The organism is Burkholderia sp. MBR-1, from assembly GCF_013822785.1.
In the GTDB taxonomy this organism is placed as follows: Bacteria; Pseudomonadota; Gammaproteobacteria; order Burkholderiales; family Burkholderiaceae; genus Burkholderia; species Burkholderia vietnamiensis.
In genome coordinates, this window is sequence record NZ_CP053610.1 from 1,310,649 (window position 1) to 1,335,968 (window position 25,320).

The 25,320-nt window shown below is 67.6% G+C and carries 24 protein-coding genes; 12 read left to right on the forward strand and 12 right to left on the reverse strand.

The window, feature by feature from the left end:
* Positions 1-172: 172 nt before the first annotated feature.
* Positions 173-505: a barstar family protein gene (locus MBR110_RS20545; RefSeq protein ID WP_045577810.1), complete on the forward strand. Its 333-nt coding sequence runs from the start codon at positions 173-175 to the stop codon at positions 503-505.
* 94 nt (positions 506-599) lie between these two features.
* Positions 600-866, forward strand: coding sequence for a hypothetical protein (locus tag MBR110_RS20550; RefSeq protein WP_144410611.1), 267 nt, complete (start codon positions 600-602; stop codon positions 864-866).
* Between the two features lie 771 nt (positions 867-1,637).
* Here MBR110_RS20550 and treA read toward each other — a convergent pair.
* Positions 1,638-3,341: an alpha,alpha-trehalase TreA gene (gene treA / locus MBR110_RS20555; protein WP_059735330.1), complete on the reverse strand. Its 1,704-nt coding sequence runs from the start codon at positions 3,339-3,341 to the stop codon at positions 1,638-1,640.
* A gap of 307 nt (positions 3,342-3,648) precedes the next feature.
* Here treA and MBR110_RS20560 point away from each other — a divergent pair, with 307 nt between their 5' ends.
* Together MBR110_RS20560 and MBR110_RS20565 are read left to right on the forward strand one after the other, a co-directional pair.
* The gene (locus MBR110_RS20560) at positions 3,649-5,037 is read left to right on the forward strand and encodes an MFS transporter (protein WP_014725415.1); all 1,389 of its coding nucleotides are present in this window, start codon (positions 3,649-3,651) and stop codon (positions 5,035-5,037) included.
* A gap of 334 nt (positions 5,038-5,371) precedes the next feature.
* Complete coding sequence (locus tag MBR110_RS20565; RefSeq protein WP_181709297.1) at positions 5,372-6,583, forward strand: winged helix-turn-helix domain-containing protein; 1,212 nt, start codon at positions 5,372-5,374, stop codon at positions 6,581-6,583.
* Between the two features lie 40 nt (positions 6,584-6,623).
* Here MBR110_RS20565 and MBR110_RS20570 read toward each other — a convergent pair whose 3' ends face one another.
* The 3 genes from MBR110_RS20570 to MBR110_RS20580 are packed head-to-tail and all read right to left on the reverse strand — an operon-like array spanning position 6,624 to position 10,173.
* Positions 6,624-7,733, reverse strand: a complete 1,110-nt coding sequence (locus tag MBR110_RS20570) for an alpha/beta fold hydrolase (protein ID WP_011882624.1) — start codon at positions 7,731-7,733, stop codon at positions 6,624-6,626.
* A complete protein-coding gene (locus tag MBR110_RS20575; RefSeq protein WP_046423883.1) occupies positions 7,730-8,950 on the reverse strand; it encodes an acetate/propionate family kinase in 1,221 nt (406 codons plus the stop codon). The genes MBR110_RS20570 and MBR110_RS20575 overlap by 4 nt, the downstream gene beginning before the upstream one ends.
* 11 nt (positions 8,951-8,961) lie before the next feature.
* Entirely contained in the window at positions 8,962-10,173 is a 1,212-nt protein-coding gene (locus tag MBR110_RS20580) for a phosphate acetyltransferase (protein WP_308726569.1), read from the reverse strand.
* Between MBR110_RS20580 and atpG the strand changes: the two genes are divergently transcribed.
* Positions 10,166-11,035 (forward strand): ATP synthase F1 subunit gamma, encoded by an 870-nt coding sequence (atpG, locus tag MBR110_RS20585; protein WP_034194551.1) that lies wholly within the window; start codon positions 10,166-10,168, stop codon positions 11,033-11,035. The genes MBR110_RS20580 and atpG overlap by 8 nt on opposite strands.
* A 19-nt stretch (positions 11,036-11,054) precedes the next feature.
* Complete coding sequence (atpC, locus tag MBR110_RS20590) at positions 11,055-11,510, forward strand: ATP synthase F1 subunit epsilon (RefSeq protein ID WP_011882628.1); 456 nt, start codon at positions 11,055-11,057, stop codon at positions 11,508-11,510.
* A 33-nt stretch (positions 11,511-11,543) separates the two neighbouring features.
* On the opposite strand, the gene MBR110_RS32210 is transcribed toward atpC, so the two are convergent.
* Both MBR110_RS32210 and MBR110_RS32215 read right to left on the reverse strand, forming a co-directional pair.
* Positions 11,544-11,762, reverse strand: a complete 219-nt coding sequence (locus MBR110_RS32210) for a DUF1653 domain-containing protein (protein ID WP_009687837.1) — start codon at positions 11,760-11,762, stop codon at positions 11,544-11,546.
* A 75-nt stretch (positions 11,763-11,837) separates the two neighbouring features.
* On the reverse strand, positions 11,838-12,281 hold the full coding sequence (locus tag MBR110_RS32215) for a GNAT family N-acetyltransferase (RefSeq protein ID WP_258569977.1): 444 nt from the start codon (positions 12,279-12,281) through the stop codon (positions 11,838-11,840).
* Between the two features lie 192 nt (positions 12,282-12,473).
* On the opposite strand from MBR110_RS32215, the gene MBR110_RS20600 reads away from it, so the two are divergent.
* Both MBR110_RS20600 and MBR110_RS20605 read left to right on the forward strand, forming a co-directional pair.
* Positions 12,474-13,097, forward strand: a complete 624-nt coding sequence (locus tag MBR110_RS20600; RefSeq protein WP_034194550.1) for an HAD hydrolase-like protein — start codon at positions 12,474-12,476, stop codon at positions 13,095-13,097.
* 372 nt (positions 13,098-13,469) lie between these two features.
* A complete protein-coding gene (locus MBR110_RS20605; RefSeq protein WP_014725422.1) occupies positions 13,470-14,042 on the forward strand; it encodes a DUF4142 domain-containing protein in 573 nt (190 codons plus the stop codon).
* Between the two features lie 116 nt (positions 14,043-14,158).
* On the opposite strand, the gene MBR110_RS20610 is transcribed toward MBR110_RS20605, so the two are convergent.
* Together MBR110_RS20610 and MBR110_RS20615 are read right to left on the reverse strand one after the other, a co-directional pair.
* The gene (locus MBR110_RS20610) at positions 14,159-14,758 is read right to left on the reverse strand and encodes a GNAT family N-acetyltransferase (RefSeq protein ID WP_181709298.1); all 600 of its coding nucleotides are present in this window, start codon (positions 14,756-14,758) and stop codon (positions 14,159-14,161) included.
* A gap of 68 nt (positions 14,759-14,826) precedes the next feature.
* Positions 14,827-15,741, reverse strand: coding sequence for a LysR family transcriptional regulator (locus MBR110_RS20615; RefSeq protein WP_181709299.1), 915 nt, complete (start codon positions 15,739-15,741; stop codon positions 14,827-14,829).
* Positions 15,742-15,852: 111 nt separating this feature from the next.
* On the opposite strand from MBR110_RS20615, the gene lysA reads away from it, so the two are divergent.
* The gene (lysA, locus tag MBR110_RS20620) at positions 15,853-17,091 is read left to right on the forward strand and encodes a diaminopimelate decarboxylase (RefSeq protein WP_046423731.1); all 1,239 of its coding nucleotides are present in this window, start codon (positions 15,853-15,855) and stop codon (positions 17,089-17,091) included.
* Positions 17,092-17,258: 167 nt separating this feature from the next.
* On the opposite strand, the gene MBR110_RS20625 is transcribed toward lysA, so the two are convergent.
* Entirely contained in the window at positions 17,259-18,146 is an 888-nt protein-coding gene (locus MBR110_RS20625; RefSeq protein ID WP_034194546.1) for a DMT family transporter, read from the reverse strand.
* A 125-nt stretch (positions 18,147-18,271) separates the two neighbouring features.
* Between MBR110_RS20625 and MBR110_RS20630 the strand changes: the two genes are divergently transcribed.
* Positions 18,272-19,738: an aminotransferase-like domain-containing protein gene (locus tag MBR110_RS20630; RefSeq protein ID WP_181709300.1), complete on the forward strand. Its 1,467-nt coding sequence runs from the start codon at positions 18,272-18,274 to the stop codon at positions 19,736-19,738.
* Between the two features lie 79 nt (positions 19,739-19,817).
* Here the strand turns inward: MBR110_RS20630 and MBR110_RS20635 are convergent, their stop codons facing one another.
* Together MBR110_RS20635 and MBR110_RS20640 are read right to left on the reverse strand one after the other, a co-directional pair.
* Positions 19,818-21,251: a nicotinate phosphoribosyltransferase gene (locus MBR110_RS20635; RefSeq protein ID WP_181709301.1), complete on the reverse strand. Its 1,434-nt coding sequence runs from the start codon at positions 21,249-21,251 to the stop codon at positions 19,818-19,820.
* Positions 21,252-21,325: 74 nt separating this feature from the next.
* On the reverse strand, positions 21,326-22,366 hold the full coding sequence (locus tag MBR110_RS20640; RefSeq protein WP_011882638.1) for a bifunctional nicotinamide-nucleotide adenylyltransferase/Nudix hydroxylase: 1,041 nt from the start codon (positions 22,364-22,366) through the stop codon (positions 21,326-21,328).
* A gap of 329 nt (positions 22,367-22,695) precedes the next feature.
* On the opposite strand from MBR110_RS20640, the gene MBR110_RS20645 reads away from it, so the two are divergent.
* Both MBR110_RS20645 and MBR110_RS20650 read left to right on the forward strand, forming a co-directional pair.
* Complete coding sequence (locus MBR110_RS20645; RefSeq protein ID WP_069263794.1) at positions 22,696-23,457, forward strand: N-acetylmuramoyl-L-alanine amidase family protein; 762 nt, start codon at positions 22,696-22,698, stop codon at positions 23,455-23,457.
* 49 nt (positions 23,458-23,506) lie between these two features.
* On the forward strand, positions 23,507-23,896 hold the full coding sequence (locus MBR110_RS20650) for a lysozyme inhibitor LprI family protein (protein ID WP_014725429.1): 390 nt from the start codon (positions 23,507-23,509) through the stop codon (positions 23,894-23,896).
* Positions 23,897-23,961: 65 nt separating this feature from the next.
* On the opposite strand, the gene MBR110_RS20655 is transcribed toward MBR110_RS20650, so the two are convergent.
* Positions 23,962-25,308 carry a glutamine synthetase family protein gene (locus MBR110_RS20655; protein ID WP_011882641.1) on the reverse strand — a complete coding sequence of 449 codons (1,347 nt, stop codon included), beginning with the start codon at positions 25,306-25,308 and terminating at the stop codon, positions 23,962-23,964.
* Positions 25,309-25,320: the final 12 nt, after the last annotated feature.

Here is a 25,320-nt window from a genome sequence, read left to right on the forward strand (position 1 = left end):
CGATTGCCGTTAGCTGTATTAAGGCCGGCTAAACCAAATAGACAGAACCAGATCGGCTGACTCGGTTCGGCCAGGAACGGTCACTGGTACTCGGTGCAAGAATCGTCAACGATCCGACGATGGAGCATCTATCGGAACCGGTCAGACGCAAAATGGAATTCGGAATAGCGCGATGACGAACGTATTCGTAGACACGACTAAAATTACGGACTGGCCTTCATTCCATCGGGTCTTCTCGCAGATCTTTGGTTTTCCCGCGTTTTATGGCAACAACATGGACGCGTTGATTGACTGTTTGAGTTACCTCGATGATCCCGAGGCCGCGATGACGAGCTTGCATGTTAGGCCGGGAGAGACGTTGGCGATACAGCTTGGCGCTGTCATCAGTTTCAGAAGGCGCTGTCCAGATCTATTCGAGTCTTTGCAAGACGCGTGCGCTTTCGTGAACTGGCGACGTACGCGCGAGCATGGGGCCGCTTTGGTCGCACTGTCGTACTATGACTGAATCGAAGGGCGCACTGCGGCCAGTTTCAGACACTCGACGATACGGACTAGATCGCCGACAATGATCAGTACCCGCTTGCCTTTGGTCAATATCGATGAAAGTTTCGAGAGATTTCGGAATCGTTGTCCGGCGGGCTGCGCTAGCAGCCAAGAATGTCGACATATCGTCGGTCATGGTCGAATTCAATTTTCGGGAATATTTTGACGAATCCGATAGTTTCTTGTCGCTTGGCCCGTTCTTCGGCGGCGATGCGGGCGATGAGTGCACGAAGTCATTGGAACGGCTTGGGCTGACATACATCGATGACTTTTTTGTCTTTGAGCAGTTTGTGCCCGCCTGGTGTTCGTTCGAAGTATTTTGATATGAGTGGCGATATCGAGTTGCCGAGGTTGAATCCGCAGCCAAAAGCGGTTGCTCGACGCTGCAGCCTAGATCGACGACATCGACCAAGGTGAGCGAAATTCAAATGAAGAGCGGATGCGCTAGCGCAGAGTCCGCCACAGGCGACCGGCTGCAATACAACAGGAAGCTCTATGCCGACATTCTCGTGGGAACCGTTGGATTTCCTTGAAGCACTTGAAGTCCCTCCAGTCGAGGAAGAGTATGGGATCTCCTATCGGTATCTCGTTTCGAGAGCCTCCGTTTTCTTGAGTCTAACTATATGGCCGCTCAATTGCGACGTTGAGATTTTGCTTGGCAATGCGGGGGCAGAGCCGCTTGTTCGGCTCAACTTGTTGGATTGTCCAGGTGCACGTGTCATGCGAGACGACGGTCGGACATATATCGAATTCTGTACCGCCAAAGTATTCGAAGGGCGATTCGACCAGACACATACGCCGCCTTACGGATTTCGATTGCAAATCGAGCCGTTTATTCAGATCTCGACGTTTTCGTACCCCGTCTAATAAAACTTTGACGTTGGCGACAAGGTCCGTCGCGGTCAATTACCTAGGGTGGTACGATTGTCCGCCACCGAACGACCGCTTTGGGGACATCCTACTGACCGCTTCGGGTCGATCGCGCCCCCTTGACGAAGCAACCTCAAAGCAATCCCCGACCTGATCTCCCGCTGACCGGGAGATCAGGTCTCGACCAACGCACGTTAGTCGCCACACGTCAGCGCCAACCGCCGCTACTCCCCATACAACCCGAGCAGTTTCAGCGTGACGCCGTTGGTCCACCCAAAGCCGTCCTGCAGCGGATATTCCCCGCCACCACCGCCGCCCTCGCCGGCGCCCTCCACCACGTACTTCTCGACGAGCTTGCCTTCGGTCGCATACACGTGCTTCACGTCGGCGAGAAAGCGCGTGCCGATGTCCTTCGCGAGCGCCGGTTCGCCGTAGCGCCGCAACCCTTCGATCGCGATCCATTGCAGCGGCGCCCAGCCATTCGGCGCATCCCACTGCTGGCCGGTGTTCTGCGTCGTCGTCGCGAGGCCGCCCGGCTGCAACAGCGTCTTGCGTACCTCGCGCGCGGTCGCCTTCGCGCGCTCCGGCCACGCGACGCCGGCAAACAGCGGATACAGCGCAGCGGCCGTCACGCCGTCACGCGGCTTGCGCAACTGCCAGTCGTAATCGCCGTAATAGCCGCGGCGGTTCCACAGATAGCGGTTGATCGCGGCGGCGCGGCGCGCGACCCGCGCGGAAAAATCGACCACGCATCCGACGTCGCGCGCGACCGTGCAGCCCTTCACGATCGTCGTCTCGAGATGGAACATCAGGCTGTTCAGGTCGACCGGCACGATCGACGTCGTGCGGATCGTCGCGAGCGTCCTGCCGTCGCCAAACCAGCGCGAGCTGTAGTCCCAGCCGCTTTCGGCGCCCGCGCGCAGGTCGCGGTACACGTCGTTCGCCGGACGGCTCGGCACGGCCTTCGCCGTCGTCACGTCCTCGAGATACGACTCGTCGCGCGGCGTGTCGCTCGCATCCCAGTAGCGATTGAGCACCGCGCCGTCCGGCATCGCGACCACGTGGCGCACGGCCTCGCCGCGCGGCGCCGCGCTTTCGCCCTGCATCCAGTACGCATACTCCTTGCGCAGCGCCGGCAGATACTTCTGGTAGACCGTGTCGCCTTCCGCCCGCGCGGCGAGCGTGACCATGTACGCGAAGAACGGCGGCTGCGAGCGGCTCGCGTAGTACGTGCGGTTGCCGTTCGGGATGTGGCCCACCGTGTCGATCAGGTACGCGAAGTTGTCGAGCATGTCGTCGACCAGATCCTCGCGCCCCGACACCTGCAGCCCGAGCATCGTGAAATAGGTGTCCCAGTAGTAGCCTTCGCGGAACCGGCCGCCGGGCACGACGTACGGCTTCGGCATCGGAACCAGCGAACTGTACGGCGGCACGCTCGTCGTGGTCCGCGTGAGCTGCGGCCACAGCCAGTCGATGTGCTGACGCAGCGTCAGGTTCGCGGGCGGCGTGACGCCACCCTGCGGCGGCGCCGTGAAGTACTGGTCGACGAACGCCTTCAGCGAGAAGCCCGGCTGCGATTTCTGTTGCTGATACAACTGGACGATCGTCGCCGGATCGGTATTGGGCGTCGCGTCGACGAACGTCTTCTGGTCGGGATAGAGCTGCGCGGTCTGCACCGCGACGAACAGGTCGCCGTACAGCTGGCTCGGCGGCGGCAGCAGCGCGCCCGATGCGGCGCTTGCCGGCGCTGCGGCCGTCTGCATCGCGGGCTGGCTCGCCGCGTGGTTCGCATTGTCGGCCTGTGCGGCGCAGCCGGCGACGGCAAGATAAGCGATGGCAAGTACCGCCGCCCAGCGCGGACGCGGCGCGGGCGTGGACGGATGCAGACCGGGATGTGATGCGATCGATTCGGCACGACGCGATGTCATGACGTGTCCCCTCCTTTCGGTGGCCAGTGGATCGGCAGGGGTCTCGTTCGCGCGGGCGCTCGTCTCGATGGCCGTCGATCGATGCGCATTGTGGTGTTTCGCAGATGTGGGTGGACTGTCGCACGAAACGCGCGACGCGCGCAAGTCGGGGGGGCGCGTCGCCGGGAGCCGAGGCGCCGGCGCAGTCGTCTCTGCTTCGCGACGCCGTAACAGGAACGACTATTGCAACATGCGGAACACGCGCACGGCTGCGTGACGCGATCACCACAATGTGGGCATAATGGCGCCTTTACCGCGCGCCCTGCCCATGTCGCCCGTCTTTCTAGCACCGCTCATCGTTGCCTGTGCGTTGTTCATGGAAAGCGTCGACGCCAACATCATCGTCACCGCGCTGCCCGCGATGGCGAGAGACTTCGGGCACAGTCCCGTCACCCTGAACATCGCGATCACGGCCTACGTGGTCGGCCTCGGCGTCTTCATCCCGATCTGCGGATGGCTCGCCGACCGCTTCAGCGCACGTTCGGTATTCCGCACCGCGATCGGCATTTTCGTCGCCGGCTCGCTGTTGTGCGCGGCCTCCAACTCGCTCGGCCTGCTGACCTTCGCGCGCTTCGTGCAGGGCGTCGGCGGCGCGATGATGGTGCCGGTCGGCCGCATCATCATCTTCCGCGCCGTGCCGCGCGCCGAGCTCGTGCGCGCGATGAACTACCTCGCGATTCCCGCGCTGTTCGGCCCCACGCTCGGGCCGCTGGTCGGCGGCTTCATCACGACCTATCTGCACTGGCGGATGATCTTCTTCATCAACGTACCGATCGGCATCTACGGCATCTATCTGGCGAGCAAGCACATCGCGAACACGCACGAGCCCGATCCCGGCCCGCTCGACTGGTTCGGGTTCCTGTTGTCGGCGAGCGGCGCCGCGCTGCTGCTGATGGGGCTGACGCTGATCGACGGCGCGCTCACGTCGCGCGGCAACGCGATCGCGATGTGCGCGGTCGGCGCGGCGATGCTCGCGCTGTACGTGCCGTACGCGCGCCGCAAGACGCGGCCGGTGCTCGATCTGAGCTTCCTGAAGATTCCGACCTACCACGCGAGCGTGGTAGGCGGCTCGCTGTTCCGGATCGGCCTCGGCGCGGTGCCGTTCCTGCTGCCGCTCGCGCTGCAGGAAGGGCTCGGCATGAGCGCGTTCCACTCCGGGCTGATCACCTGCGCGTCGGCGCTCGGCGGCGCGGTGAGCCGCTCGACGGCCACTCATACGCTGCGCCGCTTCGGCTTTCGCACGGTGCTGATCTACAACGCCGCGTTCGCCGGGCTCGCGATCGCCGCATACGGCGTGTTCCATCCGGGCATGCCGACCTGGGCGATCTGGACCATCGTGCTGGTGGGCGGAATCTTTCCCGCGCTGCAGTTCACGAGCCTCAACTCGATGATCTACGCCGATATTTCGCAGGCCGATGCAGGGCGCGCGACGAGCCTCGGCAGCGTCGTCCAGCAGATGTCGCTCGGGCTCGGCGTGACGGTCGCCGGCCTCGTGCTGCACCTGTCACACTGGCTGCAGGGGCATCAGACGATGGTGTGGTCGGACTTCTGGCCCGCGTTCGTCGTGGTCGGGCTGTGCTCGTTCGCGTCGATTCCGATCACGCGCCGGCTGCCGCCGGGCGCCGGCGACGAGGTCGCGCGCGGCAAGCGGAAATGATGCGCCAGATGGGCAGAAGAAACAGATTCGGTTCGTAACGGACCACGAAAAAAAACAGCGGACATCCACACGGGGCCGGTGCACAGCCGCATGGATGTCCGCTCAGGGCTCCGGGTTCCTCGTGGGGGTGAGAATCCCGGATCTGCTTCCTGCGTGCCATTGACATATGTGCGTCGGAAGCCGAATCGTTGCGCGCCTGTTTCATCGCGTCATGGCAGCACTATAAGGAAACTCGCGCCGCGCATCTGTCAAGCATTGTCAGACACGCGGCGTGCACGCGCGCGCCGCTTTCGCGCTACAGTGATGCCCGACCGCCACCTCAGCCGCCGTCCCGATGCTCACGCTCTCGCCCGCCGCCGCCCGCGCATTGCATCTCGCCGCGCAGGGCCTGCTGACCCCGCCGCGCCGCAAGGCCACGAAGGCCGACGTCCTCAATGCGATCCGCCGCATGGCGCAATTGCAGATCGACACCATTCACGTCGTCGCGCGCAGCCCGTATCTGGTGCTGTTCAGCCGCGTCGGCAACTTCGACCCGCGTTGGCTCGACGAGCATCTCGCCGAAGCGCGCCTGTTCGAATACTGGTCGCACGAAGCGTGCTTCCTGCCCGTCGAGCAGTTCGGGCTGATGCGCTACAAGATGCTCGACCCGCGCGGAATGGGATGGAAATACGCGGCCGACTGGCACGCGCAGAATCGCGCGGAGATCGACTCGCTGCTGGCGCGGATCCGCGCGCAAGGCCCGGTGAAATCGGCGGATTTCGTCCGTGAGGATGGCGTAACAGGCAACGGCTGGTGGGACCGCAAACCCGAGAAGAAGCACCTGGAAGTGCTGTTCACGTTAGGCGAGCTGATGGTATCGGAGCGCCGCAATTTCCAGCGGATCTACGACGTGCGCGAACGCGTGCTGCCCGACTGGGACGATGCGCGCGACCTGCCGCCGCGCGAGGCGGTGCTGCCGGCGCTGCTCGACTACACCTGCCGCGCGCTCGGCGTCGTGCGCGCGGACTGGGTCGCCGATTACTACCGGCTGCCGCGCCGCTCGTATCGTGCCGAACTCGACGCGCTCGCGGGCGCGGGCGAGCTGATTCCGGTCGAAGTGGCCGGCTGGAAGGAGCCCGCCTACGTGCATCGCTCGCTCGACGCATTGCTGCCGGCCGCCGCGGCGGACACGCTGCGCTCGACGGTGACGACGCTGCTGTCGCCGTTCGATCCGGTGGTGTGGGACCGCCGGCGTGCGTCGACGCTGTTCGGATTCGACTACACGATCGAGTGCTATACGCCTGCGCACAAGCGGCGCTACGGCTACTTCTGCCTGCCGGTGCTGCATCGCGGCCGGCTGATCGGACGCGTCGACGCGAAAGCGCATCGCGCGCTCGGCACGTTCGAATTGAAGGCCGTGCACGTCGAGCCCGGCGTGCGATTCGGCACGGGGCTCGCGGCCGATGTCGCGAAGGCCGTGCAACGGCTGGCGGCGTGGCATGGCACGCCGCAGGTGACGGTCGCGCACGCGCCGCCGGAATTGACGAAGGCACTGGCCGGCGCATGAGCGGGCGGGCGCGCCGGCCGCGCCGCGCCAACCGCCTGCATCAACGCTGCTGCGCGATCCACGCGGCGATCCCCGGCCACGTGTCCTTCAACGTGCGCGAGCCCATGAACAGCCCGATGTGGCCGCCCGGCACGAGCCGGCTCGTCACCTGCTCCGCCGGCGTGCCGAGATACTGCTGCGCGCCGAACACCTGCTCGCGCGTCGTGATGTCGTCGGTTTCGCCGGCGAGCAGGAATGCGGGACAGCGCACGTCCTTCAGGTCGAGCGTGCGGCCCAGTGCAACGAAGGTGCCGCGCGCGAGCCGGTTTTCCTTGAAGATCTGCTGGATCGCCTGCAGATACCAGCGGCCCGGCAGGTCGATCGGGCTCTCGTACCAGCTCGCGAATATCTCGCGCTTGCGCAGATAATCCGGGTCGTCGAGATGTTCGTAGAGATCGACGTGGTCGGCCAGATAATGCTGGTCGGGATGCATGTTCTTCCAGCCGCGCAGCATGAAGCGTCCGCGCATCAGGCCGCCGCCCATCGCAACGAGCTCCTCGTAGAACGACAGCGGATAGGTATGCGCCATCTGTTTGATCGGGCCGTCGCCCGCGTCCGTGTCGATCGGCGAGCCCGCGAGCACGAGGCTCGCGACCTTGTGCGGGAAGCGCGCCGCGTACATCGCCGACATCCAGCCGCCCTGGCACAGCCCGACGAGGTTCACGCGCCCGCCCAGCTCGTCGACACACACGTTCAGTTCGGCAAGGTACTGGTCGATCTCGAGATCCTTCATGTCCTCGGTCGCCGAACGCCAGTCGGTCAGGTAGAGCCGCGTGACGCCGTGCTCGCGCAGCGTCTGCATCAGGCTCTGCCCCGGCTGGTAATCGGCGATCATCGCGCTGTGGCCGGCGTACGGCGCGTCGACGATCGTCGGCAGCCCTTGCGGCTGCGCCGTCGAGTAGTCGCGAAAGATCATCGTGCGCAGCTCGAGCAGCGGCCGGTTCTCCGTGGCGAGCGCCGGACGTTGGCCGAAGTGCAGCTTCTCCTCCTCCGCGACGAATCGCAGATTGCGGGCAGTGAGTTCGGAGCCGGCTTCGAACAGCGTGGCGGCGGCCGCCATCGGCCAGAAGATCGGCAGCGACGCCGTCGCGGGTCGGTGAGTGGATTTCATCGGGATAGTGAGGCGCTCGAGGTCGAAGGAGAAAATACCGCGCCGTCCAGCACGCGGCGCGTGTGACGCGCGATCATCAAATTCTCGTCGGTCGGCATCACGCGAACCGTCACGCGCGACGCGTCGGTCGAGATCACCGCGCGGCCGGCCGCGTTCGCGCTTGCGTCGACGGCGATGCCGAGCCACGCGGCGCGCGCGCAGATCAGCTCGCGCACGCGCGGCGCATGCTCGCCGACGCCCGCGGTGAACACCAGCGTATCGACGCCGCCGAGCACGCCGGCCAGCGCGGCCATCTCGCGCGCGACGCGATACGCGAACAGCTCGACCGCATGCGCGGCCGAAGGCGCATCGCTCGCGAGCAGCGTGCGCATGTCGCTCGACACGCCCGACACGCCGAGCAGCCCGGATTCCGCATAGATCAGATGCTCGACGTCATCGACGGAACGCCCGTCGTGTCGCAGCAAGTACAGGATCACGCCGGGGTCGAGGCTGCCTGTGCGCGTGCCCATCGGCAGCCCGTCGACGGCGGTGAAGCCCATCGTCGTCGCGACGCTGCGGCCCTGCTCGAGCGCGCACAGGCTCGCGCCGTTGCCGAGATGCGCGATGATGGTGCGGCGCTGCCGCCACGCGGGATCGAGTTCCGCGAGCACGCCCGACACATATTCGTACGACAGCCCGTGAAAGCCGTAGCGCACGATGCCCTGTTCGGTGAGCGCGCGCGGCAGCGCAAATTCGCGCTCGAGCGCGGGCATCGTCGCATGGAACGCGGTGTCGAAACAGGCGACCTGCGGCAGCTCGGGCGCGACCGCGGCGACCGCGCGAATCGCATCGACATGATGCGGCTGGTGCAGCGGCGCGAGCGGCGCCAGCGACGCGATCGTCTCCAGCACGCGCGCATCGATCCGCACCGGCGCGGTGAAGTACGGGCCGCCGTGCACGACGCGGTGGCCGACGCCGTCGAACGCCGCCTCGCGCCCGACGTGATCGGCGAACCACGCGTGCAGCGCTTCGATCGCCGCATGATGGCCGGGGCGTGCGACCGCGCGATCGGCGAGCAGCACGCCGTGCGCATCGACCACGGTGAGACGCGGCGCGACGTGCAGGCTGTCGATCTGCCCATGCACGCCGGCGTCGAGCGACCGGTCGTCACGCGTGTCGTACACCGAAAATTTCAGGCTCGACGAGCCTGCGTTCAGGACCAGCACCGGATGCCGCATCGCCGCCTCCTTCACCGTGATGCGGCTTGCGCCGACGCCAGCACCGCCGCCTCGGCCGGCGTGGCCGATGCCGGCGACACCACGGCCGCGGGCACGCCCGCGCCACGCGCGGCGTCCGCGACCAGCGCCGCGATCGCGCAGCTCGCGAGCCGCGTGCGCTCGTTGTCGGCGCGGCTCGTCAGGATCACCGGCACGCGCGCGCCGAGCACGATGCCGGCCGCATCGGCATTGGCGAGGAACGTCAGCTCTTTCGCGAGCATGTTGCCGGCTTCGAGATCGGGCGCGAGCAGGATGTCGGCGTCGCCGGCGACGGCCGACGAGAGATGCTTGAGGCGCGCGGCTTCGGGGCTGATCGCGTTGTCGAGCGCGAGCGGCCCGTCGAGCAGCGCGCCGGTGATCTGGCCGCGCTCGGCCATCTTGCACAGCGCGGCCGCATCCACCGTCGACGGCAGCTTCGAACTGACCGTCTCGACCGCCGACAGGATCGCGACCTTCGGCTGCGCGATGCCGAGCGCATGCGCGAGATCGATCGCGTTCTGCGCGATGTCGGCCTTCTGCTCGAGCGTCGGCCGGATATTGACGGCCGCATCGGTGATGAACAGCGGCTTGTAGTAGGTCGGCACGTCCATGATGAACACGTGGCTCAACCGCCGCTGCGTGCGCAGCCCGGTATCGGGCCGCACGACTTCTTCGAGCAGCTCGTCGGTGTGCAGGCTGCCCTTCATCAGCGCCTGCGCGTCGCCCGCGCGCACGAGCGCGACGGCCAACGCGGCCGCCGCGTGACTGTGCGGCGCATCGACGAGCCGAAAGCCCGACACGTCGACGCCGATCGTCGCGGCCAGCGCCGTGATGCGCGCGGCGGGGCCGACCAGCACCGGCGTGATGATGCGGGCCTGCGCGGCATCGACGGCCGCACGCAACGACACTTCGTCGCACGGATGGACGACCGCGACCGTCACCGGCCGCACCGTACGGCATCGCGCGATCAGCGCGTCGTATTTCTGATGCTGCCGGGAGTCGGACATGACTGCCTCTCGTGAAGGTTCGTGAAGGAACGCGTGAACCGATTCTGGTGCGAATCCGCAGACGATTGTTTGACCCGTATCAATCGTTTCAGGTGAAGTCCCGATAGCATGAAATCGCACCATGACGCACCGATGGCAGCCCGCCTGCATACGCGGCGCGTCCTGCCTCGCATCCCCTTCCTTGCCGACCATGCACATCCGCGAAATTCGCTCGAAAATCGCCAGCACCTCGTCCACGCGCCAGATCACCAAGGCGATGGAGATGATGGCACGGACCAAAATGGCGAGCGCGCAGCGGCGCGCCCGCGACTTCCGGCCGTATGCCGAGCGCGTGCGCGCGATCGCCGAACGCGTGCTGCGCGACCGGCCCGATTACGGCTCGACGCTGATGACGCCACGCGCAACGGTGCGGCGCGTCGGGCTGATCGTCGTCAGCACCGACCGCGGGCTGTGCGGGCCGCTGAACGCGCGGCTGCTGGTGCAATGCCTGGATGCGCTGGAACGATGGGAGCACGACGGCATCGCGTGCGAGTTGAGCGTGATCGGCGCGCGCGGGCTGCAGCCGCTGATGCGTCACGGCGCGACCATCGTCGCGCGCTCGGGCGGCCTCGCCGCGCAACCGCATTTCGACACCGTGCTCGGCGCGCTGCTCGTGCCGCTGACCGCGTTCGTCGACGGCGAACTCGACGCGGTGTACATCGCTTACAACCGTCTGACGAGCCCGCTCGCGTACGAGCCGCGCATCGACATGCTGCTGCCGCTCGCCACGCCCGACGACGCCGCGCCGGCAAGCGAGAGCGTGTCGTCCGACTATCTGTACGAACCGGCGCCGCGGCCGGCGGTCGAGACGCTGCTGCTGCGCTACGTCGAATCGATGCTGTACCAGGCCGTCGTCGAGAACGACGCGTGCGAGCAATGCGCGCGCATGTTCGCGATGCAGACCGCGACCGACAACGCGGACCGCGTGCTGCGCGACCTGCGGCGGCTCTACCAGAAGACGCGGCAGGCGCAGATCACCACCGAGCTGTGCGAGATCGTCGCGGGCGCGGCGGCCGTTTGAACGAGTGAAGGAGGCGACGATGGACACGTCGATGAAGCTCGACATCCTGAGCGTCGAGAACGTGCTGTATTCGGGCGACGCGCATTTCGTCGTCGTCCCCGGCGAAAGTGGCGAGCTCGGGATCTATCCGCGCCACGCGCCGCTGCTCACGCGCATCCGGCCCGGCGTCGTCACGCTCGTCGATGCGCCGAGCGGCGAGCGGCGCCGCATTCTGGTGGCCGGCGGCGTGCTCGAAGTGAGCCGCGAAGGCGTCACGCTGATCGCCGATCACGCGCTGCGCACGCCGGAGCTCGATGCGCTGCGCGCACGCGAAGCGCGCCACGCGGCCGACGAGTGGCGGCGCGTGCACGCGCAGGAAAACCGGCGCGCATTCGACTTCGCGTCGGCACGCGCGGAGCTGATGGACGAGATCCGGCGGTTCTTCGCGATGGCGATGCGCGACCACGCATCGCACGGCGCACGCCGCGGCGGCTGACGCGCGGATCGGTCGGGTTTATCAGTCGGGCGATCAGTCGCGCAGCTTGCGAAAGCGCGGCGTGCCGTCGGGCAGATTCTCGTTGAACATCGCTTCCGGGCGCACCCACAGGCCGCGCGCATGCGGCCACAGGTGCTCGTACACGACCACCGCTTCCTCCGTTTCCGAATGGCGCGCGACGCCTATATAGCGATAGAGGCCGCCCTTGTAGTGGCGATGGGTGGCGAGCTGTTCGGCTTCCTGTTCGGTCATGATGGGCGTTCCTTCTGCAAGACGAAAGCGCGTATTGTATGCGCCGCTCGGGCCGCATGCGCTTCGCCCCGCGCGTCAGCGCTTCACGTACACGTCCGGGCGGCGGATCTCCATGATGCGCTCGGGATGCGCGGGCGGCTCGAAGCCGACCGGCCGGTACAGCGCGTGCGCGTCGGCCGTCACGAGCATGATGCGGCGCAGGCCCTGCACCATCGGCTGCGCGAACACGTAGTCGATCAACGCGCGGCCGTAGCCGTTGCCGCGAGCGTGCGGCAGCACGAACACATCGCATAGGTAGGCGAACGTCGCGTGATCGGTCACGAGCCGCGCGAAGCCGACCTGCCGGCCGTCGACGTAGGCGCCGAAGCACAGCGAGGCTTCGATCGCACGCTCGACGACGTCGCGCGGGATGCCCTGCGACCAGTACGCGTCGCGATGCAGGAACTCGAAGATCGCGTCGACGTCGAGTTCGCGCTTGTCGGTGGAAATTCTCAGCGTGGCGGGCGGGATATCGGGCACGTCGGTCTCCGGGAGTCGCGGGCGGAGCAGCAACGATAGCGCGCGCCCGGACGAGCGGCAAGCAGCGCGGCCGCGCATCGAAGGGCTGCGGCGCGAGGCGCGCCGTGGCCCGCGCGTCGCGGCCAAACCGCCCAGCAGCGCTTCCGATTCGGTGCTATCGTCGGCCGCTCGATGAATATCCCGCACCGTTTCATGCCCTATCGACTCATCGCATTCGACTTCGACGGCACGCTCGCCGATTCCCTCGACTGTTTCCTGTCGGCGCTGACCGACGCCTCGCGCCTGCACGGCTTTCGCGACGCGACGCCCGAGCTGCGGCCGGCGCTGCGCGGGATGTCCGCGCGCGAGATCATCCGCGCCCTCGAGGTGCCCGTCTGGAAGGTGCCGCGCGTGACGCTCGACGTGCGCCGGCTGATGCGCCCGCGCCTCGCGCAGGTGGAGCTGTTCCCCGGCGTCGCCGCCACGTTCGACGCGCTCGCCGCGCGCGGCATCCGCATCGCGATCGCGACGTCGAACAGCGAGGACGTCGTGCGCGACCGGCTCGGCCCGCATGCGAGCGGCCGCGTCGATACGTTCGCGTGCGGCATTCCGCTGTTCGGCAAGGCGCGCAGGCTGCGTGCGCTGGTGCGTGAAGCCGGCGTGCAACCGGCCGACGTGCTGTACGTCGGCGACGAGATCCGCGACGCCGAGGCCGCGCGCCGCGCGCGCATCGCGTTTCAAGGCGTCGCGTGGGGCTATACGACGCCGCACGCATTGCAGCCGCATTGCGACACACCGTTGCTGCCGAGCCTCGACGCATTGCTCGATCGCGTATAGCGGCGCGGCGCGTGTTCACGCGCCGCGTTGCAGATTCGACGATGACACGCCGATGACACGCGCGCCGAGCGCGGCCGGGCCGATGCACGTCAGGCACGCAAATTTTGCCGCCATGAAAGCGCGCCGCAGGTAGCCGCTACCTGCACGCTCGCGAGCCCTTCCATTCGTCTTACCAACCGTTACACAAAGCACAGCGCGGTTGCACCTGCGACGCAGACGCTCTCCTAGAATCGGTCGGGCCGGGAAACACTTCGACAGCCGCCTCGGCAGAGCGGCGCTCGAGCCCGGACCGGGCCGCGCCCCGGCCTCTCGCAACAGCAGCGGATCACGCGATCCGTCCATTGAACAGAGCCCCGATAGAAAGGAGGTCCCATGAACCGCTTTCCCAAAGTCACGCGCGTTGCACTGTCTGCCGCTGGCCTGCTTCTCGTCGCCGTGACGGCGACCGCGCAAACGGCGCAGCCGTCGGCGTCCGCGCCGGCCGCGACGACGCAGGCGCGCATCCACGAAGCCGACCAGGCCTTCATCACCGACGGCACGAAGACCGTGTCGACCCAGCACGACGCCGCGCGCATCGCCGATTCGCGCACGTCGGACAGCCAGGTGAAGGCGTTCGCGCAACGCGTGTCGACCGACGATGAAAAGATCATCCAGGCGATGCGCGCCGCGAGCCCGCGCGGCGTCGACGTGCCGGCCAACGATCCCGACCGCGCCGTGCTCGACGGCATCAAGAATCTGCGCGGCGCCGAGTTCGACAAGGCGTACATCGAGCAGGTCGCGCTCGCCGGCCAGCAGAAGACGATCTCGGCATTCCAGGCCGAAATCGCGTCGGGCCGCGATGCGAAGCTGAAGGAAGTCGCACGTCAGGCGCTGCCGATCCTGCAGGCGCACTACGCGGACGCGCAGAAGCTCGCGCAGCGTCATCACCTCGCGTCGGCGCAGTAACGCGACGCACCGCCGCGCGCCGTGCGCGGCGGCATGCCGAATCCCCGCGCGTCGCGCCGCCGTTCCCCTCGGGCAACGCCACGCGACGCGCATCACCGGACGCTACACGGCAAGCGTCAGGTCGCGAGCTTCGCTTTCAACCGATCGCGGATGGCCGGCCACTCGTCGTCGATGATGCTGAAGCGCACCGAGTTGCGCTTGCGCCCGTCGGGCATGATCCGCTCGTGACGCACGATCCCTTCCTGCTTCGCGCCGAGCCGCAGTATCGCGGCGCGTGACTTCTCGTTCAATTCGTCGGTCGTGAACTGCACGCGCACGCACTGCAGCGTGTCGAATGCGTAGGCGAGCAGCAGCCATTTCGCTTCGGTATTCGCGCGCGTGCGCTGCGCCGATGCGCTCAGCCACGTATGACCGATTTCGAGCTTGCGATTGTTGCGGTCGATCTTCCAGAAGCGCGTGCTGCCGATCACGCGGCCCGATGCCCGCTCGACGATCGCGAACGGCATCACCGTGCCGGCCGCGCGGCCTTGCAGCGCGGTGTCGAGATACGCGTCGACCGTGCGTTCGTCCGGCACGACCGTGACCTTCAAATTCCATAACTCCCCGTCCGCCGCCGCATCGAGCAGCGCCTGCCGGTCGGATACCGCGAGCGGCCGCAGCACGATGTGCTCGCCGGTGAGCGTCGGTTGTGCGGGCAACGAAGAAGTGTCGGTCATCGCGGGTTCCGTCGAAGCGAGGCTGCATGCAGCGAAACGTCCATCATACGGCCGGCGCTACCCGCACACTAACCCGGCAAGGCCGCGAGCCGGCTGCGGATCGCCGTCGCTTCGTCGCGCAATGCGTCGGTGAACGCATCGACCAGCAGGTTCTTCGGCCGATGCTCGGGCACGATCACGCTGACGCGATACGCAAACGAACGCGTGAGCGGCCGCACATGCAGGTCGCGGCCGACGAAATCGAGCGCGGTCAGCGGATTGACGATCGCGGCGCCGAGCCCCTGCCGCACGAACGCGCACACCGACACGGCCGACGGCGTCTCGACCACCGAACGCGGCGCGACGCCGAGCTGCGCGAACGCCTCGTCGATCAGGATCCGGTATGGGTCGTTCAGCGACAGGCTCACGAACGGGCGATCGGCGAGATCCGCCAGATCGATCGCCTGCTTGTCGAGCAGCGGATGGCCGTCGGGCAGCACGCAGACCTCGTCGACCTCGAGCAGCGGCGTGAGCACGGTGCCGGCCGGCGCGACGTCGTGCTCGGTCAAGCCGAGGTCGTAGCGCTGCGCGGTCAGCCACTCCTCGAGCACCGGCGACTCCTGCGTCGCGACCGACACGCTGACGCCCGCATGCGCGTCGTGAAAACGCCGGCACGCGCCCGGCACAATCGCATGCGCGAACGCCGGCAGCGCGATCACCGACAGCTGGCCGTCGCGAAACTCGCGCAACCGCGCGGCCGTCGCCGCGACGCGCTCGAGCCCCACATACGCGAGCCGCACGTCGTCGAACAGCGTGAGCGCGGCCATCGTCGGCCGCAGCCGGCCGTGCGAGCGCTCGAACAGCGCGAAGCCGACCGCCTGCTCCATCCGCGCGAGCTCGCGGCTGATCGTCGGCTGCGACGTATAAAGCATCTCGGCCGCACGCGTGGTGCTGCCGGTGACCATCAGCGCGCGGAAGACCTCGATGTGCCGGTGTGTCAGCATGGCCACCCGTCTATATCATGAATGAATCGAATACAGATAAACAGGCATTTTACTGTATAGACGATCCGGCGCATCATGGCGGCTATCCGTTCATTCGACCGATCCACCGCCATGTCCCTCGATTCCCGCCAGCTCGCGACGCTTGCGCAGCAATACGGCACCCCGCTGTGGGTGTACGACGCCGACGTCATTCGCGAACGCATCGCTCAACTGCGCCAGTTCGACGTGATCCGCTATGCGCAGAAGGCGAACTCGAACCTGCATATCCTGAAGCTGATGCGCGAAGAAGGCGCGTGCGTCGACGCCGTGTCGCTCGGCGAAATCGAGCGCAGCCTCGCGGCCGGCTTCAGCCCGGCCGGCGAGCCGGAAGGCGTCGTGTTCACCGCCGACCTGATCGACCGTCCGACGCTCGCGGCCGTGCTGAAGCACGGCGTGACGGTGAACGCCGGGTCGCTCGACATGCTCGCGCGCGTCGGCGAGCATGCGCCCGGCCATCGCGTGTGGCTGCGCGTGAACCCCGGCTTCGGCCACGGCCACAGCAACAAGACCAACACCGGCGGCCCGCAGAGCAAGCACGGCATCTGGATCGACGACGTGCCGCGCGCGATCGAGATCGTGCGCCGCTACGGGCTGAAACTGGTCGGCATCCACATGCATATCGGTTCGGGGGTCGACTACGGCCACCTGTCGCAGGTGTGCGACGCGATGGTCGATCTCGTCACGTCGCTCGGCCACGATATCGACGCCATTTCGGCGGGCGGCGGGTTGTCGATTCCGTATCGCGACGGCGAGCCGCGCGTCGACGTCGGTCACTACTTCAACCAGTGGGATGCCGCGCGCAAGCGGATCGAACGGCATCTCGGCCACGCGGTGCGCATCGAGATCGAACCGGGCCGCTTCCTCGTCGCCGAGGCCGGCACGCTCGTCACCGAAGTGCAGGCCGTGAACCGCCGGCCGCAGCACGACTTCGTGCTGATCGACGCGGGTTTCAACGACCTGATGCGTCCGTCGATGTACGGCAGCTACCACGCGGTGTCGGTGCACGCGCCGGACGGCACGCTGCCGGCCGGCCGCCCGCTCGTCGACATCGCGATCGCCGGCCCGTTGTGCGAGTCCGGCGACGTGTTCACGCAGGACGCGGGCGGCGTGGTCACGCACCGCAAGCTCCCGCAGCCGCAGATCGGCGATCTGCTGTTCCTGCACGATGCGGGCGCATACGGCGCGTCGATGTCGTCGAACTACAACAGCCGGCCGCTCGCACCGGAAGTGCTCGTCGATCGCGGCACGCCGCGGCTGATCCGCCGCCGGCAGACGATCGGCGAACTGCTCGCGCTCGAGACCTTCGAGTAACGCGCGCCGCCCAAATCCGCACCCGCGCCCGCGCCGCGTTCGGCGAGCCGAACGCCAACGGCCGCGCAATGCCGCTACCGGCATGCGCGGCCGTTTCGTTGTCAGGCGATTGCGCTCGCGGCGATCGTTGAACGTCGTCGCCTGACCCGCCGCCGCGCAGTCACGTGTCAGCCCGCGCGCTGCACCGGCGCCATCTTCGAGAAGTACTTCGCGCCGGCCACGCAGCCGACCACGACCGCCGTCACGACGAGCATCGACGGCGGCACCGTCTCGTGCAGCAGCCCGGCGGCGAGCAGGAAGCCGAAGAACGGCTGCAGCAATTGCAGCTGGCCGACGCCCGCGATCCCGCCGAGCGCGAGGCCGCGATACCAGAACACGAAGCCGATCAGCATGCTGAACAGCGACACGTACGCGAGCCCCCACAGCGCGGCGGCGTCGACGCCGTCGAACGTCGCGGGCCACGTGAACGCGGCGAGCGGCAGCATCACCGGCAGCGACAACACGAGCGCCCACGAGATCACCTGCCAGCCGCCGAGCTGGCGCGACAGGCGTGCGCCTTCCGCATAGCCGAGCCCGCACGCGACGATCGCCGCGAGCATCAGCGCATCGCCGACCACCGACGCGCTGCCGCCGTTGCGCAGCGCGAACGCGGCCACCGCGCCGCTGCCGACCAGCGAGAAGATCCAGAACGGCAGCCGCGGCCGCTCGCCGCCGCGCCACACGCCGAACAGCGCGGTCGCGAGTGGCAGCAGCCCGACGAACACGATCGCGTGCGCGGACGTCACGTGCTTGAGCGCCAGGGCCGTCAGCAGCGGAAAGCCGACCACGACGCCGAGCGCGACCACGGCGAGCGAGGCGGTCTCGGCGCGCGTCGGCCGCTTCTGCTTCGACGCGACGAGCAGGATCAGGCCGAGCACGCCGGCGATCGTCGCGCGCGCGAACGTGAGGAACAGCGGATCCAGCCCCTGCACCGCGACGCGCGTCGCGGGCAGCGAGCCGCTGAAGATGATCACGCCCAGCAGGCCGCTGAGCCATCCGTCGGTGGTCTTTTGCACGGGAAATCCTGATCGTCGAAGGGAGATCACCGATGATCCGCCGCGCGCGAAAAGCGCGTAAGCTACAGCCCAATACAATTCCGCCAAACTGTACTGAACAACCGTCCGTACAGTTCTTTTCAGCCATGAGCCGTGCCGTGCCGATTCCCCCGTTGCCCACCGCGCCCGCACCCTCGCGCACCCGCGTGGAAACCGTGATGGACACCTTGCGCGCGCGGATCGCGAGCCGCGCGCTGATGCCCGGTGCGCGCGTGCCGTCGATCCGGATGATGGCCGACGCGCTGGGCGTGTCGAAATCGACCGTCGTCGATGCGTACGAGCGGCTCGCGAGCGAGGGCGTGCTCGTCGCGCGGCGCGGCTCGGGCTTCTACGTGGCGGGCCATGCGCCGCCGCTCGCGCTCGCGGAGCTCGGCCCGCGGCTCGATCGCGAGCTCGATCCGCTGTGGTTGTCGCGCCAGGCGCTCGAGGCGGCGCCGGGCTCGGTGAAGCCCGGCTGCGGCTGGCTGCCGTCGTCGTGGCTGCCGGACGAGAGTCTGCGCCGCGCACTGCGCGCGGTGTCGCGCGACGAACCCGATGCGCTGACCGACTATGCGACGCCGCTCGGGCTGCCCGCGCTGCGTCAGCAGCTTGCGTGGCGCCTCGCCCAGCACGGCGTCCACGCGGAGCCCGCGCAGATCATGCTGACCGACGGCGGCACGCACGCGCTCGATCTGGTGTGCCGGCTGCTGCTCGAGCCGGGCGACACGGTCGTGCTCGACGATCCGTGCTACTTCAACTTCCAGGCGCTGCTGCGCGCGCATCGTGCGCGCATCGTCAGCGTGCCGTACACGCCGAACGGCCCCGATCTCGCGCGCTTCGAACAGGCGCTCGCCGAACACCGGCCGCGCCTGTACATCACCAACGCCGCGCTGCACAACCCGACCGGCGCAACGCTCGCGCCGCCCGTTGCGCATCGGCTGCTGACGCTGGCGGCGGAGCACGGGCTGCTGATCGTCGAGGACGATATCTTCGCGGACTTCGAAAGCACGCCCGCACCGCGATTGGCGGCGTTCGACGGGTTGTCGCGCGTGGTGTCGATCGGCAGCTTCTCGAAGACGCTGTCGGCCGCGATCCGCTGCGGCTATGTCGCCGCGCGCCCCGAATGGATCGACGCGCTGGTCGACCTGAAGCTCGCGACGTCGTTCGGCAACGCGCAGATCGGCGCCAACGTCGTGCATCGCCTGCTGGTGGACGGCACGTACCGGCGGCATCTCGACGGCCTGCGCGCGCAGCTGGCCGATGCGATGGGCGAAACGATCCGGCGGCTCGCACGCGCGGGGCTCCGGATCTGGACGGAGCCGCGCGGCGGTCTGTTCGTATGGGCGGCGCTGCCGGACGGGCTCGATGCGGCGCGCGTCGCGCGCCATGCGCTCGACCATGACGTGGTGCTCGCGCCCGGCGATGTGTTCAGCGCGTCGCGCAGCGCGACGTCGTTCATGCGCTTCAACGTGTCGCGCTGCAAGGGGCCGGCGGTATTCGATGCGCTCGCGCGCGCCATGGACGCGGCGCGGCGCGCGGAACACGGCGGACCCACGCTGGTCGGCGAACGATGACGCTCGCCGGCGTCGCGGCGCATGTCGCGGCGCATGTCGGGGCGCATGTCGGGGCGAACCAGCGCCCCGACGCCGACCTTCACACCTCGGCCGCGTGCGCCCTCGCCCGCACCTCGGCGAACGTCGCATCGACGAGCATCCGCCCGGTGTCGAACACCGTCTCGAGCGCATCGTCCCGCTCGCCTTCGAGCGCGCGATCGTCCCATGCGACCGGCAGCGCCACCGTCCGGTATTCGCCCGTGTGCCGATTGCGCAGCAACGTGAGCCGCCCCTGCTTCGAGCGCTTGCCCGAATCGGTGACGGGATCCTTGCTGACGTCGTGCCAAACGTCGCCGCGCCGGATCGCCGAGCATTTCATCGCGAAGCGTTGCGTGTCGCGATCGACCCGCTGCAGCAGCGCGCCGCCCATTCCGAACACGACGTTGCCGGCCGCGTAGCCGGCGTCGTCGAGTGCGGCGAGGATCGCCTCGATCGACTGCTCGTCGACGCCGTCGCCCTGGATCACGCGCACGTGGTCGAGCACGCGCCGCCCCTTGCCGTTCACGCTCGAGCCGAACGACGCGTCGAGCGCGCGCACCGTCTGCAGCACGATCGTCACCGGGTCGCCGGAGTCGGGCCGCACGACGAGCGTCGCGCCCGAATCGAGCACCGCCTGACGCAGCGGGCCGCCCCACATGTCGAGCGCGGCGAACAGATCGTAGGAATCCGACACGACCGACACGATCGCGCCCGGCAGGCCGAAGCGCTCGATCATGTTCCGGTACGCATCGGCCTCGTGCTCGCGGCCCCACGACGTGATCGTGCTGTGCTCGGCCGCCGGCACCGAGTACGCGGCCATCGGCTCGCGATAGAAGCGGTTCGCGGCGAGCACGCCGAGCACGGTATCCGAGCCCATGAAGCTCACCAGGTGCGCGGCGCCGCCGAGCGCAGCCGACTCGGCGCTCGACACGCCGCGCGCGCCGAAGTCGTGCAGCTTGAACGGCAACTGCGCGAGATCGTCGTCGGTCTTCTCGAGGAAGCGGCGGATCGTCTGCCGCAGATGCCAGCTGCGCGTCGCGACCGTCACCGGATACCAGATGCGCAGCAGCATCGTCTCCAGATACGACGCGAGCCAGAACACCTTCGGATCGTCGCATTCGACGGTCATCAGCACGTTGTGCACGGGCACGATCGAGCCTTCAGGCACCGCGCGGATCTGCACCGGCAGGAAGCCGTCGTAGCGCTCGACGATATGGCGCCAGCCGTCCTCGTTGAACGGCAGCCCGTGCACCGCGAAGAAATCGCGCGCCTCGTCGATCATCGCGTGCGTGACGGGGCGGCACAGATACTCCTTCAGCAGCATCTGCAAGCCGAAGAACAGCGTGCGGTCGTAGCGGCCGCCGCGCGATTCGACGTAGGAGAACATCGCCTGCGCGTCGGGCGGATATTGCAGGAAGTGGGAAGCCTTGTACGAATCCGTGTTGAGGATCGGATTGGCGAGAACTGCGGCAAAGCCGCCGGAACGATCTTGCATGGCTAGAGCTCCTCTAGGCCGTTGAAGTGCCGCCGCGTCTGTCGCGGCGGACCGGTATCCGGGGAATCAGCGGATCACAGCTTCCCCAGGAAGTGATACGCGATGTCGAAGTGATCCTCGAACATCACGTTGCGCATCTGCGCGAATTCGTTGAGCGGCACCCAGCGCGCCTTGTCGGCGTCGTCGCTGCCCTTCACGCGCGGCAGCTCGCCGGTCGGAAAGTTGAACAGGCACGCGTGCGTGATCGTGCGGCCGCGCAGCGAGCGCGTCGGATGATCGAAGACCTGACGATCCTTGATCGAGCCGCGCAGCACGGGCTCAGGCAGCTTCAGGCCGGTCTCCTCGCGCAGCTCGCGGATGCACGCCGCATCGAGCCGCTCGTCCTGGTTCACGAAGCCGCCCGGCAGCGCCCACAGCCCGCGGCCCGGCTCGCTGCGCCGGCGCACCAGCAGGATATGGCCCGAGTGCACGACCACCGCGTCGACCGTCACGAACGTGACCGGATACGGCGCGGCCGACCACGCCTTGCGATACGCGGCGATGAACTCGGCCTCGGCCTTCAGCTGCGCGAATTCAGGCTGCGTGCGGAAGCGCTCGAGCCAGCCGAACACGGGCTCCGGCACCGCCCATTGCACGAAGCTGTTGGTGCGTTCCGCGAAATAGTGGTCGCGGATGTCGGTCGCGGAAATGTCTTCGGACGCATCGGCGTCGACGAACTCCCATTGCGGGAACATCCGCAGGTAATACGACGTCGGGTCCTTCTCGTGGCCGATGATGCCCACCTTGCGCTGCGCGACGTCGCCGAGCGCGCTTGCCACGGCGTCCTGCACCCAGCGCACCCAGTCGCCGTCGTTGTACGTCGAATCCTGCACGGCAGCGATCGTCACGCGCTCGCGTTCGGACGCGTCGAGCAACGACGCGAGCATCTGGCGACGCTCGTCGAACGAGAACGGATCCTTGACGGTGCGGGGCTTGTCGGTCGAACCGATCAGCACGCATACGCGCTCGGCGCGGCTCAATGCCGACTTCAGCAAGTTCAGGTGACCACGATGCGGAGGCTGGAAACGACCAATGAAAACGAGCGCGTCGAAGCGCCGGTTCTGTTGCGTACTCATGAGGCTCCCTCAAGAGATTGAAACGCTTCGGGTCTGTCCCGAAGGCATGGACGCAATCGTAGGAGAATTCGCCGCGAAAATCAATCGAGCGCGCGCTCGACTCGAGCGCGATGCGGCGCGACGGCGGCTTCGTCCGATCCGCACCGCTTGCCGTTGACGCGGCCCGCGGCGGCACCCACGTTGCCGCGCCGAGCACGCGTGCGCCGCCGCGCATTCGGTCATTGCCTCGCCGCACGCAGCCGCTATAATCGCGCCACATTCCGACTGCTTGAGCAGGCCGTCGGCGCGACGGGGATGCGACGCGCCGGATGCCCATCTCGACGACAACAATGACAAACCGAACCGTTCGACGCCTTCGTTCGTCCACGCGCGCCGTTGCGCGCCTGCTCGCGTGCATGCCGCTGCTGGCTGCGCCGCTCGTGCCTGGCGCGGCCCGCGCCGCCGGCCCCGACGCGCCGCCGCCGTCCGCCCGCTACATCGTCGTCGACACCGGTCATACGCCGGCCCATCCGGGCGCGACCGGCGCGAGCGGCCGCGTCGAATACCGCTACAACCTCGATCTGTCCACCGCCGTCGCCGACACGCTCATCGCCCACGGCGACCGCGTGCTGCGTACGTCGGCCGACGGCCGCGAGATCGCGCTCGACCAGCGCTCGACGCAGGCGCCCGATGCGAACCTGTTCGTGTCGATCCATCACGATTCGATGCAGCAGCAGTTCATCGACGCGGGGCGGCAGCGCGAATTCCACGGGTTCGCGGTGTTCGTGTCGGAGCGCAATCCGCACTACGCGGAAGGCCTGCGCTGCGCGAAGTCGATCGCCGAGCACTTGCTCGCGGCCGGCGAACGGCCATCGCTGTATCACGCGCAGCCGATCAAGGGCGAGAACCGGCCGCTGATCGATCCGCAGCTCGGCATCCACCGCTTCGACGATCTGGTCGTGCTGCGCACCGCGCCGATTCCGGCCGTGCTCGTCGAAGCCGGCGTGATCGTCAATCCCGACGAGGAAAAGCGCCTCGCGCAGCGCGACACGATCCAGCGTTTGGGCGCCTCGATCGCCGGCGGCATCGACGCATGTACGGCGGCCCGCTGAAGACGCGGCCGCCCGCTTTCAACGGTTTTACCCAGTGAGGAGCACTACGATGAAGAAGAAGAATCTGCTCGCATCCTGCGCGCTGTTCGCGCTCGCCGTGCCGTTCGCGGCGCACGCGGCCGGTTGCGGGAAACCGCGCAGCGCGTTCGACCAGGTGTATTGCAGCAGCAACGAGTTTTCGCAGCTCGATCGCGAACTCAACGACCAATACGGCCGCCTGCGCAAGCAGTTGAGCGGCGACCAGCAGGCGAAGCTGAAGTCCGGCCAGCTCGCGTGGATGAAGCAGCGCGACGACCGCTGCAGCGAAACGCGCGACGACGGCTACCTCGTGAACCTGCAATGCGCGATCGACGCGACGCAATCGCGGCTGACGTTCCTGCGCGAACGTGAACGCGAGTGCACGAGCACCGGCTGCGTCACGGCCAAGCTCGGCGACTGAGCGTTGCCCCGGTTCCGCGCCGTGCCACGCCTCGGTCGCGGCGCGGGACCTTCATAGCGCCGCGCTCACAGAAACCAGCGATACTCGCGCGCGCCGATCTCGTTGCGAAAATCCAGCTCTTCCTGCCGCTTGTTCTCGCAGTACACCATCACGAATTCGCTGCCGAGCCCATCGCGCACGGCCGCATGATCCTGCATCGCGGCGACCGCCGACAGCATCTCCTTCGGGAAGTCGATGCCGCTGCCGCGATCGTCGTTGAGCGGCGCGATCGGTTCGAGCCGCGCGTCGAGCCCGTGCTCGATGCCGGTGAGAATCGCCGCGAGCACCAGATACGGATTCGCGTCCGCACTCGCGAGCCGATGCTCGATGCGCAGATTGCGCGCATCGGACTCCGGAATCCGCAGGCACGCGTCGCGATCCTCGAAGCCCCAGCTCGCGCGGCTCGCCGCGTTCACCATCGACCCGTAGCGGCGAAACGCGTTGTGATTCGGTGCGAACACCGGCATGCAATGCGGCAGTAGCGCGAGACAGCCGGCCACCGCGTGCCGCAGCGGCCGCTGATCGTCGGCCGCGAGCACGTTGCGGCCAGCTTCGTCGTACAGGCTCACGTGCACGTGCATCCCGCTGCCGGGCGCATGCAGGTACGGCTTGCCCATGAAGCTCGCGCGATAGCCGTGCCGCAACGCGACGCCGCGCGTGCTGCGACAGAACAGCGCCGACCAGTCGGCCGCACGCAGCGCGTCGTCGCTGTGGCCGAAATTGATCTCGAACTGGCCGGGCCCGAGCTCCGCGGTGATCACGGTCGCATCGACGCCCTGCTCGCGCGCCGCTTCCACCATCTCGTGCAGCACGTCGGAGAAACGCGACAGACGCTCGATGTGCATATTCGGCTGATCGTCGGCGTCGTCGCTCAGGCGGTCGCGCGGATACTGCGGCATGCCGTCGGCGAGCTGCGCCGCGAACAGATAGAACTCCAGCTCGAACGCGACGACCGGCCGGATGCCGCGCGCCGCGAACCGTCGCAGCACGCGCGCGAGCACCTCGCGCGGCTCGAATTCGATCGGCGCGTCGGTGCCGTCCGAGCTGATCAGCATCTGCGCGAGCGGCTGCCGCTCCCAGCGCACCGGCTTCAGCGTGCCGGGAATCAGCCGGCGCGGCGCGTCCGGGTCGCCGTCGTTGAAGCAGTAGTCGCCGATCTTGTAGAGGCCGCCCTGCGTGCCGAGCAGCACGCAGTTCTGCGGCAGCTTCAGCAGCGAGCCGGTCGCGACCTTCTCGAGCGCATCGATCGGATAGCGCTTGCCGTAGAAATGGCCCGGCAGGTCGAGGCAGATCAGGTCGACATAACGGATCTCGGGATACGCGTGCCGAAATGCGCGGACTTCATCGACCAGCGCGGGAACGACGTCAGCCATGTCTCAATCCTT